This is a genomic window from Streptomyces bluensis (assembly GCF_014650715.1).
Lineage (GTDB): Bacteria > Actinomycetota > Actinomycetes > Streptomycetales > Streptomycetaceae > Streptomyces > Streptomyces bluensis.
In genome coordinates this window covers 150134-165678 of the sequence record NZ_BMVM01000014.1, presented here as the reverse complement: position 1 = coordinate 165678, position 15545 = coordinate 150134, and the positions used below count along the sequence as shown (strand labels likewise).

10 protein-coding genes and 2 pseudogenes are annotated in these 15545 nt (G+C 69.6%); 4 read left to right on the top strand and 8 right to left on the bottom strand.

Translation table 11 applies throughout. The annotated features are described in order from the left end of the window. Window positions 1-30 precede the first annotated feature (30 nt). From IE262_RS29270 to IE262_RS29235, 8 genes and pseudogenes are all read right to left on the bottom strand, one after another. Window positions 31-654: a superoxide dismutase family protein gene (locus IE262_RS29270; RefSeq protein WP_189877868.1), complete on the bottom strand. Its 624-nt coding sequence runs from the start codon at window positions 652-654 to the stop codon at window positions 31-33. A gap of 196 nt (window positions 655-850) precedes the next feature. Then, window positions 851-1405, bottom strand: a complete 555-nt coding sequence (locus IE262_RS29265; RefSeq protein ID WP_189877866.1) for a SigE family RNA polymerase sigma factor — start codon at window positions 1403-1405, stop codon at window positions 851-853. A gap of 177 nt (window positions 1406-1582) precedes the next feature. Beyond that, on the bottom strand, window positions 1583-2749 hold the full coding sequence (locus tag IE262_RS29260; RefSeq protein WP_134037916.1) for a lipid-transfer protein: 1167 nt from the start codon (window positions 2747-2749) through the stop codon (window positions 1583-1585). Continuing rightward, window positions 2749-3141 carry a MaoC family dehydratase gene (locus IE262_RS29255; protein WP_189877864.1) on the bottom strand — a complete coding sequence of 131 codons (393 nt, stop codon included), beginning with the start codon at window positions 3139-3141 and terminating at the stop codon, window positions 2749-2751. Before IE262_RS29255 ends, IE262_RS29260 begins: the two co-directional genes overlap by 1 nt. A 245-nt stretch (window positions 3142-3386) precedes the next feature. After that, a pseudogene (locus tag IE262_RS29250) lies at window positions 3387-4415 on the bottom strand (acyl-CoA dehydrogenase family protein); the annotation flags it as partial. Between the two features lies 1 nt (window position 4416). Continuing rightward, a complete protein-coding gene (locus tag IE262_RS29245; protein ID WP_229877571.1) occupies window positions 4417-5322 on the bottom strand; it encodes a bifunctional MaoC family dehydratase N-terminal/OB-fold nucleic acid binding domain-containing protein in 906 nt (301 codons plus the stop codon). Window positions 5323-5432: 110 nt separating this feature from the next. After that, entirely contained in the window at window positions 5433-6596 is a 1164-nt protein-coding gene (locus IE262_RS29240) for an acyl-CoA dehydrogenase family protein (RefSeq protein WP_189877862.1), read from the bottom strand. A gap of 341 nt (window positions 6597-6937) precedes the next feature. Continuing rightward, complete coding sequence (locus tag IE262_RS29235; RefSeq protein ID WP_189877859.1) at window positions 6938-7246, bottom strand: hypothetical protein; 309 nt, start codon at window positions 7244-7246, stop codon at window positions 6938-6940. A 376-nt stretch (window positions 7247-7622) separates the two neighbouring features. On the opposite strand from IE262_RS29235, the gene IE262_RS29230 reads away from it, so the two are divergent. From IE262_RS29230 to IE262_RS29220, 4 genes and pseudogenes are all read left to right on the top strand, one after another. Next, window positions 7623-8492, top strand: coding sequence for a bifunctional DNA primase/polymerase (locus IE262_RS29230; RefSeq protein ID WP_134037931.1), 870 nt, complete (start codon window positions 7623-7625; stop codon window positions 8490-8492). A 543-nt stretch (window positions 8493-9035) separates the two neighbouring features. Then, a pseudogene (locus tag IE262_RS40620) lies at window positions 9036-9233 on the top strand (hypothetical protein); the annotation flags it as partial. 192 nt (window positions 9234-9425) lie between these two features. Further along, window positions 9426-10001: a DUF6578 domain-containing protein gene (locus IE262_RS29225; RefSeq protein ID WP_373305170.1), complete on the top strand. Its 576-nt coding sequence runs from the start codon at window positions 9426-9428 to the stop codon at window positions 9999-10001. 344 nt (window positions 10002-10345) lie between these two features. Then, window positions 10346-15472: an HD domain-containing protein gene (locus IE262_RS29220; RefSeq protein WP_189877857.1), complete on the top strand. Its 5127-nt coding sequence runs from the start codon at window positions 10346-10348 to the stop codon at window positions 15470-15472. Window positions 15473-15545 lie beyond the last annotated feature (73 nt).

Below are 15545 nucleotides of genomic sequence, written 5' to 3'. Positions count from 1 at the left end.
ATGGGCGGTGAGCATGTGGCTGCCGACGCTCTACACGAAGGGCACGTTCACGCAGGCTAGGCGCGCACCGGCCGTGCCCGCGTGACCTTCGTGCGTGGCGGTGGCCATCTCGTGCAGCACCACGGAACGGGCTCCTCGCTCCCGGAAGCGCCAGTCCACGGTGGCCAGGGAGCGGGCCGAGCCGTGCCTGTCGGCGGTCAGGTCCAGCCACGCCTCGTTGTCCGGGTTGGCGTACTCGGGGTTGACCGAGGGCTGCGTCGGGTCCACCCGGTCCTGGTAGTGCGGCCCGGCGTCGGCGGGCAGCTTGCCGCACGGTTTGGTGTGGACGTGGGCACCGTAGACACGGTGCGCGACGAGGTCCCTCACGCGGAGCTCGATCCGCGTCCCGCCATCGCGGCGCAGCGTCTCCTTGACCTGGACGCTGCCGCCCACCGGCACCAGCTCGGAGTCGTAGGTCACCGCCTGTGCGTAGGGCGCCGCGCTGACCGGAGCGAAGACCGTCCCGACGACCAGTCTCGGCAGCGGACCCTTCGTGGCTCTTGGCTCGGCGGCGTCGGCCGTCGCCGTCAGACCGGCACCGGCGGCGACCGCGAGGACACCGGCGACTGCCACCAGGGCGCCCCTGTTCAGGGCGGTGAGACTGTGCCTGGGCATGGTTCTTCTCTCCAGTACGCACTGAGCGGGGGTCCGCGCTGTCGTTCCCGTGCGCGACGACAGCGCCCAAGTCCAGTCCCTTCAGGGAGACTTGATGCCGTCTGGTGCTTGGGATCAGCACAGTACAACAGCGGACAAGCCATACCGAATCCCCTACTGATGGGTACTGGGGGAGATCCCGTGGAAGTTCACGGCGCTACCGCACGGGCACCAGCTCGGGGTCCTCCCGCAGCTTGCCGAGGGCCCGCGACACCGCCGACTTGACCGTGCCCACCGACACTCCGAGCACCTCGGCGGTCTGCACCTCGCTCAGATCCTCGTAATACCTGAGGACGACCATCGCCCGCTGCCGGGCCGGCAGCTTCATGATCGCCCGCCACATCGCGTCGTGCAGCGCCTGCTGCTCGGCGGGATCCCCGGCAGGCGCCAGCTCCGGCTCCGGCAGTTCGTCGCACGCGAACTCGTCCACCTTGCGCTTGCGCCACTGCGACGTCCGCGTGTTGACCAGAGCACGCCGTACGTAGCCGTCGAGGGCCCGGTGGTCCTCGATCCGGTCCCAGGCGACATACGTCTTGGTGAGCGCGGTCTGCAGCAGGTCCTCCGCGTCGCTCGGGTTCGCGGTCAGCGACCGGGCGGTTCGCAGCAGCACCGGCTGGCGGTCCTTCATGTACGACGAGAACGACGGATACGGAAGGGTCTGCCTCGCTGAGGTAGCGGCGTCCGAAGCGCTGGTGCAGACGGGTGTGGTCATGGCTCCACGCTAAGAGCGACCCCCGATCGGGCGGATCGGCCGGAAGTCCCGAAGGCGAATCACCCTCAGGTTGTAGGAGTAGGGAAACCCCCACCTCCTGAAGGTGGACGAGCGGCCCTCAGGTACTGAGGGTGTACCCCTGAGAGGTGCATCCCCTCGTCGTAGGCACCGCACCCCTCACCCCTCCGCTCCCAGAACCATCCCGGACGTCGGGACCCCCGTCCCGGCGGTGACCAGCACCCTCCGGGCTTGCGGTATCTGGTTCACCGCCGTGCCCCGCACCTGTCTCACCCCCTCCGCAATGCCGTTCATCCCATGGAGGTACGCCTCTCCGAGCTGTCCCCCATGCGTGTTGACCGGCAGCCGTTCCTCGGCCACGAAGTCCGCTGCCTCCCCCGCCCCGCAGAACCCGAACTCCTCCAGCTGCATCAGCACGAACGGCGTGAAGTGGTCGTACAGGATCCCCACGTCGATGTCCGCCGGCCCCAGCCCCGACGTCCGCCACAGCTGCCGCGCCACCACCCCCATCTCGGGCAGCCCGGTGAGGTCGTCCCGGTAGAAGCTGGTCATCTGTTCCTGCGCCCGCCCCGCGCCCTGGGCGGCCGCCAGGATCACGGCGGGTGGGTTGGGCAGGTCACGGGCCCGCTCCACCGAGGTGACGACGATCGCCTGACCGCCGTCCGTCTCCTGACAGCAGTCCAGCAGCCGGAGTGGCTCGACGATCCACCGCGAGGCCGCGTGCTCGGCCAGCGAGATGGGCCTGCCGTGGAAGTACGCCGCCGGGTTCGTCGCCGCGTACTTCCGGTCCACCACCGCCACGTGCCCGAACGCCTCGGGTGACAGCCCGTACGCGTGCAGGTACCGCTGAGCCGCCATCGCCACCCACGACGCCGGCGTCAGCAGCCCGAACGGCAGGGACCAACCCAGCGCGGCGCCCTCCGCCGAGGGTTCGCGGTGCTGCACTCCGGAGCCGAACCGCCGCCCCGAGCGCTCGTTGAACGCCCGGTAGCAGACCACGACCTCGGCCACCCCGGTCGCCACCGCGAGCGCCGCCTGCTGGACCGTGGCGCACGCGGCCCCGCCGCCGTAGTGGATCCGTGAGAAGAAGGACAGCTCCCCGATCCCGGCGGCCTGCGCCACGGTGATCTCCGGGCTGGTGTCCATCGTGAACGTGACCATCCCGTCGACATCGCCCGGTGTCAGCCCCGCGTCGTCGAGCGCGGCCCGCACCGCCTCCACCGCCAGCCGCAGTTCGCTGCGCCCCGAGTCCTTGGAGAACTCGGTCGCCCCGATCCCCACGACCGCCGCCCGCCCTCCGAGGGCGTCCCTCGTCCGGACGCTCATCAGACGCCCCCGGAGGGGAGGGTGACCGTTACGGTGCCCGTCACATGTCTGCCTATGCCGTTCTCCCCGACGACCCGCACCGTCGCCGTGCCATCCTCAATCGTGTCCACCGACGCGGTCAGCACCATCGTGTCGCCGGGGTAGTTGGGCGCCCCGAGCCGTATGGCCACCTTGCGGAGGACCGCTCCGGGGCCGAAGTGGTCCGTGACGTACCTGCCGACCAGGCCGTTGGTCGTCAGGATGTTCATGAAGATGTCCGGCGAGCCCTTCTGCCGCGCCAGCTCCGCATCATGGTGCACGTCCTGGTAGTCGCGCGAGGCGATGGCCCCAGCAACGATCAGCGTGCGGGTGATCGGGATCTCCAGCGGTGGAAGCTCCTCACCCGTCCTCATGCCGCATCACCTCCTCCTGTCCCTCCGGTCCCTCAACCACTTTGGTCCTCTTGGCCCCTGGTGGCCCCTCTTGATCTACTGAGCCCCTCCAGCCCGTTCCAGCCCTCCAGTCCCTTCCACCCCTCCGGCACCTTCTTGCCTTCCAGCCCCTCTTCCGGCCGCTGTTGCCCCTCTGGCCCCTCGGCGCGTCTGAAACCTTCGGCTCGGTCGGTTGCCCGGATTCCTTGGGCTTCCGGGGTTCTTCGCGCTTCCTCGGCATCACGCACGATCAGCTCCCCCAACTCCTCCAGCACTTCGCTCCCGCACCCCAGGTATGCGTCCAGTTGCCGCCCCCACAGGAAGTGCCGGTGGACGGGATGCTCCAGGTCGGCTCCGGTGCCGCCGTGCAGATGCTGCCCGGCGTGCACCACCCGCTGTCCCGCTTCGGACGCCCACCAAGCGGCGGTCAGCGCCTCCATGGCGTAGGGCAGGCCCTGATCACGGCGCCAGGCCGCCTCGTACACCGTCACGCGTATCGCCTCGGTGTCCATGTAGGCGTCGGCCACCCGGAGTTGAACGCCCTGCTTGACGGCCAGGGGCCGTCCGAACTGCTCCCGGCTGTTCGTATGCGCCACGGCGCGCGCCAGCGATCCGGCGCACACCCCGGCCTGCAGGCCCGCGAAGGCGGTGCGAGCGGTGAGGAGCACGTCCTCGTAGGCGTCCGGTGCCCCCAGCGGCTCCCCCGGCGCACCGTCCAGCGTCAGCCGCCCCGCCGCCCAGGGCGCCGTCGACTCGACGGGCTCGCAGCCCGCGTCGGCGGCCGGCACCAGCCACAGTCGCCGCCGCTCGTCGGGCACGAGCACATGTGTGGCGTCCCTCAGCCAGGGCACGAGGGGCACGGTGCCGGTCAACTCCCCCCGCTCGGACGCCCGTACACCCCCCACGGCCGGAAACGCCCCGCACACCACCACTGAGCCGTCGCGGATCCCCGGCAGGAGGCGTCCGCGCTGCTCCGGCGAGCCGTACGCCCCCACCGTCAGCAGCCCGTACACGCAGCTCGCCGCGAAGGGGGCCTGAGCGGTGGTGCGCCCCTGCTCCTCCAGGAGGAGAACCAGGCCGAGGAGGCCGATGTCCTCCACGGCACTCACGAGTCCGGCGGCGCACAGCGCCTTCCACAGCTCCATGTCGCTGCCCGTTCCGAGGGTGGCGAGTCGCTCATGCGTGGCGAGGTCGCCGAAGATCCGCGCGGCCAGCTCGCGAGCGGCGGTCTGCTCCTCCGTGGGCGTGAAGTCCATGTCAGTCCTCGCCACCCTCCAGGACCCGGAAGACCGGCAGCACCAGCTCTCCGTCCTCGTCGTCGAACCGCGCGAACTCCAGCCGCACCGGCAGACCGATCCTCACCTCGTCGTACGGCACCCCCACCACATTGCTGACAATCCGAACGCCCTCCGCCAGCTCGATGAGTCCGACCGCGTAGGGAGGGTCGAACGCCTCGAAACGTGGGTGGTGCATGACGACGTACGAATAGACCGAGCCCTCGCCGCTCGCCTCGACCGTCTCCCACTCCAGCGAGCCGCAGGCGCTGCACCCCGGCAGCCAGGGAAAGCGGAGCGTCCCGCAGTCGCCACAGCGCTGGATGAGCAGTTGGTGGCGGGCCACTCCCTGCCAGAACCCGGCGTTGTCCCGGTTGACCACCGGGTGTGGGCGCCGGCTCCGAGGGCCCTTCGGCTCGCGCCGGGCGGGCGCGTACTTGAGGATCCGGAACCGGTGCGTGCCCGCCGGTTCGCCGCCCGCCCTCACCTCCGTCCGCGTCGTGACGAAGTACCCCGTCCCCAGCTTGGTCGTCTTGCGCTCCGAGACCGACTCGATCACCGAGTCGAAGGTGATCTCGTCCCCGGGCCGCAGCGGACGCAGGTATTCCTGCTCGCAGTCGGTGGCGACCACGGAGGTGTACCCGGCTTCGTCCAGCACTGCGAACAGTTCGTCGTACGCCTTCGAGCGGCCGCTGTGCCCGGACAGGCCGCCCATCGTCCACGCCTGGAGCATGGTGGGGGGCGCGACGGCGTCCGGCCCCGCGTACGCCGGGTTGGTGTCGCCCATCGCCTCGCACCAGTGGCGGATCATCGGCTCGTTCACCCGATCCTTGCCCACTCCGCCGACCGCCGCCGCACACCCCTCGTACGCCTTCAGCCGCACGGACAGATCGTCGGCCCCTTCCGCCTCCTTGAGCCCCTGTTCCTTGAGCTGCTGTTCCTTGAGCTGCTGCTCCTTGAGCTGTTGCACGTCCCGCTCCGGATGCCCCGCCCCGGCGCTCACCGTCGGCCCCTCGTCATTCCGAGCCGCATCGTCGCGACGATCTCCCGCTGCACCTCGCTCACCCCGCCCCCGAACGTGTTGATCTGCGCCGCCCTGTTCATCCGCTCCAGCTCACCGTCCCCGAACGCCCCTGGCGAACCGGAGCGGATCAGCGCGTCCGCTCCGACGATTTCCTGACACATTCGGTACACCGCGACCGCCGATTCGGTTCCCACGACTTTCACGCCGCTCGCGTCGCCCGGCGCCAGTCGGCCGGCTCCCACGTCCCCCACCAAACGCCAGTTGAGCAGGCGCGTTGCGGCCAGGCGGGCATGCACCTCGGCCAGCCGGGAACGCACCCACGGCTCGTCAACCCGACGTTTCCCCGTCACCGGATCAGGTGCGAGCGCCGCCTCCAGCGCGGCCGTGCAGAAGTCCTCCGCCTGCATGCCGATCGCGGCGAGGGCGACCCGCTCGTGGTTGAGCTGGTTGGTGATGAGCCCCCAGCCGCCGTTCTCCTCGCCGACGAGGTTCGCTGCCGGCACGCGGATCCCGTCGTAGTACGTCGCCGTCGTGGTCAGCCCGCCCACGGTCTCGATGGGGGTCCACGAGAAACCGGGTGCGTCCGTGGGGACGAGGAGGATGGAGATGCCGCGGTGCCTGGGCACGTCGGGGTCGGTCCGGCAGGCGAGCCAGATCCAGTCGGCGTTCTGGGCGCCCGAGGTGAAGATCTTCTGCCCGTCGATCAGCCAGCCCTCGTCGTCCCGGACGGCCCGGGTCCGCAGCGCCGCGAGGTCCGTGCCCGCCGACGGCTCGCTGTACCCGATCGCGAAGACGAGGTCGCCGCTGAGGATGCGGGGCAGGAAGAACGTCCTCTGTTCCTCGCTCCCGTACCTCATGAGAGTGGGCCCGACCGTGTTCAGCGTGACCATCGACACGGGAGCACCGGCACGGTAGGCCTCGTCGAAGAACACGAACTGCTCGTCCGCGCCCCGCCCCTGACCGCCGTACGCCTCGGGCCAGCCGAGCCCAAGCCAGCCGTCGGCGCCGATACGGCGCAGCAGGGCACGCTGCCCGCGTTGATCGTCCTGGCCCGGCGGGCCCTGCGGCATCAGGTCCCGTAAGTACGTACGGAGTTCGGTGCGCAGTCGGCGCTGACGCTCGGTGGGGGCGAGGTGCACGGCTCCGGCCCTCCAGGACCTCGTACGAGCAAGAGTTTCTGACTGTCCGTCAGGTACGAGGAGGCTGTCAAGACCGCCGGGCACGCACGCGCGTAGACCGTCGCCGGGTGTCGTCGGCCACGCACGCGTAGACAGCCGTCGGACACGCGCACGCGTGAACCACGGAAAACAACTGCGGGGGAACCACTGGAGGGAAACAACTGCGGGGAAACAACCGCGCGGGAAAGCAGCCGCGCGGCGGTGCCGAAGCACCACCGCGCAGACACGCAGTCACCCCACGAAGCACACCAACACCCAAGACGGGCCTTTCAGGACCGATGGGAGAGCATCGGCCCCGCGGCTCACCACAGGGGGGCGAAGTTGACGGCGACGTTCTCGTTCGACTGGTCGATGGCCGTGAACGCGGAGCCGTTGACCTGAGCCGTGCTGCTCCGGTTCGAGGCGCCGGAACCGACCGCCTGCTGCTGCGTGGTGGACGAGTTGCCGTAGTTGTCGCGCCCCACCCCGCTGTTGGCCGATGCCGCGGCCGCGTTCGATCCGAGATCCGCCAAGGCGCCGTTGTCCGCCGCCGCCACGCCCGAGAAGAGGGCGGCCGCGAGGGGCAGGGCCGCGACGGCGGCGAGGACGCGTGCGGTACGGATGCTTGCCATGTGTTTCCTCCAGGCCCGGGTACGCGCCGGCTCCGCTGCCGGACGTACGTGAAGTACGGCTGATTTCAAGGCGGTTGGCCGACCGCCCCAAGGCTGTGCTCGACGTCGCGCATCCAGAGTTGCCCACCGATTCCACGGCGAACCACCCCGGAAGCCCTGATTCGCACGTAAGCGTGATGACATGTCGATAAACCCCCTGAGGCCCCATAATCGCCAGCGCAAGGCGATGATCAGCCCAGGCAGCGACAACCCCAGTGATCGCAAGGAACGAAACGTTCCAGCACACCTCCGGCCACGCCAATTCGCTTCACCCGGACGGCCCGCACCCCCGCCTCCCCCTCTTCCCTTTTTCGAACACAAGTACGAACATGGAGGTATGGCCACCCCGGACCGGCAGGCCACCACCCTGGCCCTGGCGCACGCCCTGTCCGCCGCCGAACGCGGACTGGCGGTGATCCCTCTGTCCCGGACGAAACTCCCAGCCCTCCGTTCCCCCCATCGCGACGACCCAACGCCGACCCCCTGCCACGGTGAGTGCGGCCGCTTCGGACACGGCGTGTACGACGCCTCGACCGACCCGCGCCGCATCCGTGAACTCTTCGCCGCGGCCCCCTGGGCGACCGGCTACGGCATCGCCTGCGGACTGCACCCCCACCATCTGATCGGCCTCGACCTCGACAGGAAAAACGGCACGGATTCGTCCGCGGCCCTGCGCGAACTGGCCCTCCGGCACCTCTTCACCATCCCCGAGACGGTCGTCGTCCTGACCCCCAGCGGCGGCCGCCACCTGTGGCTGACCGGGCCACCGGACGTGGTTGTCCCCAACTCCGCGAGCCGTCTGGCCCCCGGCATCGACATCAGGGGCGCCGGTGGCTACCTGGTCGGCCCCGGCTCACGCACCGACCACGGCGTCTACGGCACGGCCCCGGGAACCGCCCACCTGGCCCCCGCCCCCTGCCCACCGCCCCTCCTGCGCCTTCTGCTCCCCCCACCGCGCACCCACCACCCGAGCGCCCCCGCATCCACCGCCCAGCAGGGCCAGGGCCTGGTCCAGTTCGTCCTCGCCGCGCATGAGGGCCAGCGCAATACCCGCCTCTTCTGGGCCGCCTGTCGCGCCTACGAGAACGGCATCGGGCCAAACCTCGCGATCGCCCTGGTCGACGCGGCGGTACGCACGGGACTCACGGAACGGGAGGCCCGCTCGACGATCGCCTCGGCGGCACGGATGACAGGGCACCGGCCTTGAGCGCATGGCCAATGTGAGACAGGGCCCATACGGGAGGGTGCCCCTCAGAGAGAAATCAAGCCCCGGCAGGCCGACTGAGTCACAAGCCCGGCGGCGCGCTGCGGGCAGGTCCACAGACACCGCCCGACGCGCCGGAAGCTTACGGTGCCGGCGCCGTGATCACTCGCGCCAAGCAGCTCCCGGCCAAAGTCGCGACGCAGACCGCGTGACCAGCTGACAGGCCCCACGTGGAGCGCTGGCCGAGAGCAGCGGCGAGGCCGACCTCAGAAGATCCTCAGGACTTCCACCTCTGGGTGCCCCTGAGTACCGAAGGGATGCCATGGTCATCTCAAGCGAGAAACGCCAGCGCGTATCCGCAGGCCACTAGTGCCGATCAATTAGGGGGATGCACATGTTCGGATCAATGGACCTTGGCGCCAAGATCGCCATAGCGGTCACGATCACCGCTGTCCTCGGACTCGTCATCGCTGCGGTCCGCTGGTTTGGAGCACAGAACCGGTAGACCGGAGTCGCCTCCGGGAGAGCTCCCACTCTCCGAGAGGTCGGAGGAAGCCCGTCGGGCCGCGGCGCAGTGCCTCACCGGGAGCACGCGGGCAGTGTCGAGGACCTGTCGGTGGACTACCAGACGTTGATGGCCGCCGCCCTGGAGGCGGGAGTTGACGGGCTGGGGCCCAGCGGGCAGCGGTGGTGCTGGGCTGGGACAGTGCGTCCGTCTCCCGGGTCGAGGGAGCACGGGCTCGGCCAGCACACCGCATCGATCATCTGCCGGTGGCAGTAGCCCTCGCCCGCCCCGGCCCGCCAGCCCCCGGCACCGGCAGAAGGCCCCGCACCCATGCCCACTCCGCATCGCTCATGTCCGAGCCGTACCGCGGCCGACGCTCCGGCCGGTCGGCAGCATCCCCGAACCTGTGGGTGAGACAGTCACACCCACGAGTGGCCGGATTGGATAAAGAACAGCCAGTTGCCAGCACGGTCTTGTCATCGCAGATTGCTCTGAAGGATGCAACGGGCAGCGTGGCCGGTGGGTGGGGGGCCAGCGAGACCCGCGCGCATGGTCGGTCGGCGTACCCCGCCGTCGTGGTGAGCAAAGGTGACTCGGCGGACAATGGCGGCGTGACGTTGAAAATTTGGGTTGATGACTGGCAGATCCAGTGCTGCGGGCAGAGCTTCGCGCCGGGGGATGTTGTCTCGTGGAATCTGCTGGAGGTTGATCCGGAGGACTACGCCGCTGTCGTGGGGAGCGAGCATGCGCCGGCGATCGACTTCCGAGAAGAGCATCACGGCCACGAAGAGGAGCAGGCACTCACCTCATTGGAAGTGCTGGCAGTAGCAGAAGTGCACTGCCGTTATGCAGTTCCGCCAGGCAGCACGGCCGATGTTCTGTACCCGGTCCCGGGCACCACCGTAATGGTGCCTGCCAGCGAAGCGGACGGATGGGCAGAGGCCCAACCAGACGTTCGCTTCGCGGGCTACTTGGTGACTGCCCGGCGCACCAAGGACGAGGGGTGACGGACGTGACGGGGGCCCGCACCACAACCGCACCACACCGAGCGGAGAACAGCGGGGAACCACGGTGACAGCAGCCGAGCCCGACGGGGCCACGATCCGACCTGTACTCGCATGCTCAGCCCGCTCCATGCCTCCCAGCAACATCGGCACCCTTGCGATGCCGTTCGTGATCGCAGCATTGGCCGATCGCTGGGGCGTTCTCCCATGGCGGCAGCGCGCGCCACTATGGCCTTGGGAGCGCGCTCGATCGTGTCTGGCTCACCCAACCGACACTTGGCCGATCCGCCGCCGCCATGGTCAGGCCGGGTGAAAGTATGGGCGGGTTGGAGGGGAACGGGGGCCAAATGGAAGACCACGGACGCATAGCCCTGCTCATCGGCGTGGGCGAGAACCCGGGGGCGGACCACATCCTTCCCTCCCTGGCGGCCACGGTCGACGCCGATCTGCGGGTCCTGGGCGACGCCCTCCGAGGCAGCGACTACGCGGTGGAGATCCTGCTGAATCCGACCCGGAACAAGATCACCGAGCGCCTCTCCGACCTCTCCGCGAGCGCGCCGCCCGACAGCACACTGCTTCTCTACTTCACCGGGCACGGTGTCCGGATCGGCACGACCGACTACTTGGTGCCTTCTGACGCCCTCGCCCCTGCCAACAACGGCGACAACGCGGCCGGGTGGGAGCAACCCCACATACGGGAGTCGCTCCTGCCAGCCGACATCAGCCCGTATCTGGCCGATTGCTCGGCCGGCACCGTGCTGTGGCTGATCGACGCATGCCGCTGGGCAGAGGGCGAGCACACCCCTGCTTTCGGCAGCAACGTCGTCAAGGGACCGCCGCACAGTGGCTTCGCCATGATCACCAGCTGCGGCCCTGGTGAGCTGAGTGGCTTCGCGGAGACCGGTAGCTTCTTCACTTCGTCGCTCGCCCTGGCCTTCGACCCGCTGACCGAGGCCACGACGGTGGAGCAGGTCTATGAGAAGACCAGACGCGACACGCAGGCACTCGCGTTACGGGCGCAGGCCGGGTCACAGGCGGTACTGATCCACTACGGGAACGACCTGGCCGAGAAGACCAGATGCCTGGAGGTCGCCACGGGCAGACGGCTGCTGCAGGCCTGGCAGGACGCCGTGCGCACACCAGCCCTTTGGGAAAGAGTCCCGGACTGCGACCCCGAAACCGTGGCTCACCTACAGGACTGCCTGTCCACCTTGGCCACGCAGACCGCCCGCCAGGTCCACCGGGCTCAGAAACGTCTGCCCGATCCGTGGGCCGACGACGAGTATCCAGTACGGCTGCTGGCCGACCGCCTCCCGCTGCTCCTGCCCAAGGACACAGAGCTGTCCGCCCTGGAGGTCACCGCGCTGATCGCCGGCGTCCTGCTGCACGAGACTGCCTGGGCCGAGCGGCTGAGCCAGGCCGCCGAGTTCCGTCCGCAACTCGTGGGGCGCAGGAACAAGGCCGACGACCAACGGCGGCATTACGAGCAGATCACCGAGCACTACCCCCAGATCACCGAGAAGCTTTCAGACGCGTACCTGTGGCTGCTGGACCCCGAGGACGACCGGCACGCCGTCGCGCTGTGGCTGGTCCACCGCTGGATCGAGGAGCGGTTCGCGACCGACGAGGAGGCCGTGCCCACGGTGCTGGCCGACGGCTTCGTTGCCCAGCTCCTCGACGTGCCACTGCCGGCGGCGGGCGAGCGGCTCGGCAGCCGGGCGGGGGCACTGTCCACCGCGCTGCGTACGATTGCCGCGGGCATCGTCCTCGGTGCCCCGCCGGACGACCAGCGGCTGCCGCCGGACCGTCATGTCGTACGCAGAACACCGTCGCGCCTGCGCGTACGACCACTTGCGGCGCTGCTGCGGCTCGCGGGACTGCTCGCCTTCGACACCCGGTGTCTGCCGGAGGTTCTCGCGGAGCACCTCGCCGTCTCCGATCCGGTGGTACCCCGCGAGGTGATCACGGTGCTCCGGGACGCCCTCTGGGACCTCGACCAGGAAGGGAACGCTCCCTCGTATCTGCATCTGGACGCGGTCTGCCCGCATCCCTCGATCCACGCGGCACTCGCCTCCGTGGTCGAGGACGCCGACGACCTCGGGTACCAGCTGCGGGAGTCCGCACGTCGCCTCCCGCAGGACGAGGCCGCGCTGCTACTGGGGCTCCCCGCACGGCTGTCCGACCACCGGCTCCGGCCGGACCGCGAGCACGGCGCGGACGCTTACGACGTACCACTCGCACGTTTCTCGCTGGCACAGACGGAGATCCGCCGCCTGCTGATGGGCGAGAAGCTGTACGACGGTGAGCCCGAACTCGCCCTGCGGGAGCTGTACCAGAACGCCATGGACGCCTGCCGCTACCGGAAGATGCGCGTCCGGTATCTGCGGCGTCTCGGCCGAGAGCCGGCGGAGTGGGCGGGCCGGATCCGCATCGAAGTCGGCGAGGACAGCCGCGGACCGTACGTCGAGTGTGTGGACAACGGGGTGGGTATGACTGTCGACCAGCTGAAGAGCACCTTCACCCGGGCCGGCCGCCGCTTCGACCAGTCGCACTCCTTCCGCAGGGAGCAGGCGGAGTGGCTGCGCCACGACAGTTCGCTGCGGCTCTATCCCAACAGCCGTTTCGGCATCGGCGTCTTCAGCTACTTCATGCTCGCCGACGAGATGACGATCGTGACCCGGCCGGTCGGCCCGGACGGTCGCCCGGCCGAGAAGGCGTTGCGCGTCGAGATCCCGGTCAGCGGCAGTCTCTTCCGGGTCCGGGAGGACGACGAGCGCGGCGGCACTGCGTTGCCCGGCGGCGGCACCCGCGTCCGACTGCACCTGCGTCGGGCGGGGGCGCTGCCCGGGAACTCCGCCGTGTCGGTGCTGCGCTCTCTGGTCCTGTTCAGCGAGTTCCGACTGGAGGTGCGCGACCAGGACGGCACCGAGGAGACCTGGCTGCCCGGGCGGCTCAACTCCGGTGAGGAGCCGGGCTCGTTCTCCACCCGGTTCGCCGTCGAAGCGGTGCCCGGCACGCTGTGGTGGGTCTCGGGTGACGGAGCGATCGTGTGCGATGGAATCGCCACGGACAAGCAGACGTTCGGGTACGTGCTCAATCTGTCGGGCGCGCACGCCGGCGAACTCAGTGTCAACCGCAAGAAGCTTGAGCGATACGACGTCCGCTGGGCCGAGGAGCAGTTCCAGAGGGGTGCCCAAGCGCTCCCCTCAGGTGCGGGGTTGAGCCTGGAGTGGCTGTGGAGCATGGAGTCACGCGAGCCCTCGATCGCCCGTACGCTGTGGGAGACGCTGCGGGGACGCGGGGTGCTCGCCTCGGACGGCCTCGGCCGACAGGTGAACCTCGACGAGGTCGGCTACTTCAGACTGGACGCCTCCTTGGACAGTCCGCCCATGCGGAGCGAAGAGGAGAAGCTCTCCGAGGCGGTCCGGCCTTGGCGGCTGGCCGCCCTCCGGCCCGGCTTCCGGAGCCGGAAGGAAGCGATGCCCTTGTCCCTCTCGGGCCACCCCGTGCCGCAGGCGGGATGGTCGGCCATCGCGGAGAAGGCCGAAAGCGACTGGCGTACGGCAGTCCTGGTGGCCCACGAGCAGGAGACGACGGTGGCGGAGGTAGTCCGCGCGATGCGGGGCATGCGCATCGCCCATCCACGGCTGGCAGGGCCGGCCGTCGTCGGTGACGGCGACCTGGACTGGCAACCGGACTTCACCGACTGGTCCGTCATGAGAGGGCTCTTGGGCAGCGAACCCGATCTACTGGGCGACCGCTTCACCATCAGCGTCTGGGGACGCCGCCTGCCGCGCAAGAAGCGCGCCGCCGACGAAATCTACTTCCGACACCCGCCCGAGGATCTCTCGGGCATCGCCCGCGCCTCCGCCACGTTCCACGAGCCGCTGGGCAAGCTGGCCGAGGCATGCTCCCGGTACGCGCCGTTCGTCGGCGAGCCACTGCGCGCCGTTCCGGACCACCACCGCGACCATGTCTGCACGGACGCCGAGCTGAAGCTTCTCTACCTGCAGGAGGACAAGCATCGGTGGCGGCCCGCCGTCCACCCCTGGGACGTACCGGTGGTGGCCGCCGCGACCGGCGTCGACGCGGGCGAAGTGAACCGGCGCATGGCCGAGTTCACCTGGCTGGGCCGCCCCGTGCCCGACCCGGACCTGGCCGCCCGGTGGGGCAAAGTGTCGTCCGAGGTCCTTCCCGTTCTGCACCGCTACATCGGGCACGGTGCCGACGGCCGCCCCGTACTGCCCTGGGCCGCCACGATCGAGCTGGCCGCGGAGTACGAGATCTCCGTATGGGAGGCCGAACGCATCGTCGCTCGCGAGGCGGAAGCACTCGGTGTCCTCCACCGCCGGCGCTACACCAAGCGCTCGTCCGGACGGGACGCGGTCCCCTCCCTCGGTACAAGCAACCTGGTCCGATGGCTGCACGAGACGGACATCCGATTGGAGGACGGCATCTCTCTCAGGGATCTCGCGTTCGTCCGCTCCCACGAGACGTCGTGCGAAGAACTGTCCTGGTCTGTGGATGAGCTGAGAGAGGCCGGAGTGTCTCTCCCGGACGCGGCGAGGCTGCTGTGTGCCTGGGACGAACTGCCCACGCCCAGCAGGTACGCGTTCTCCGGTGAGGACCCCAGCTGGGACGGTGCCGACTATCCCGTGCCGGCGACCTCAGCAGTGCTGTTCACCGGCAGCCAACGGCTCCGGCAGCAGTTGTCGGTCCTGTGGGACACCGCGCACCGGGAAGCCCAGCGCCTGGGGCTGGGTGCCGGCCTCGTGGCCCCGCCCCTGCCCAGCGAGCTGAGAACGTTCGTCCCGACATGGGAAGAGACATCGGCACTGATCGCCGACGGGATGCACGAGGATGTGGACTACGTGTGGTTCGAGACGCCTCGCTGGGTCCCGCTCACCGCGCAGCATCTCGTCACCTACGCCCGTAACCGCGACGTCAGTGCGCGTACGGCGTACCAGGCCCTGGCTCCTCTGCGGGCCATCGGTGCGCTGGTACCGGAGCTGTCCGCCGAGGCGGAGTCCGCTCTGCCCGCCGAAGTGCCCACAGCCCACGACGCCGTGGCGGTCGACCCGGCGTACCGCCTCTCCGCACCCGGGTCCCCGCTGCAGCCGCTCGATCTGGTCAGCGTCGCCGGCCGGCTCGGCGAGTCGGTGCGGCAGACCTGGCAGCGGCGCATCACGCCGTACCTCGCGCTGGAGGGAACACCGCCGTCGATCACCGACGTACCAGACGTCGTGCCCGGTTGGCAGGACCTGGTGATCCTCTCTGAGCACCTCGACGGGAAACTTCCAGCTCTGACCGGCCCGGTCCGGCAGGACCGGATAGAGCACCGCGCCCGGGCGGTGGGTGAGACGCCCGCGTGGGTGCAACAGCGCCTGGAGACATACGCGGGACTGCTCGGACTCCGGTTGGAGCACGCCGCCGAGCCGGGCGAGGAACCCAACGAGCTGGGGGAGAAACCATGACAGGGACCGACCGGCACGATCATTCCATGCCGTACGCCGACGAGGATGTCGGCGAGATCAGCGCCTCGCTGTT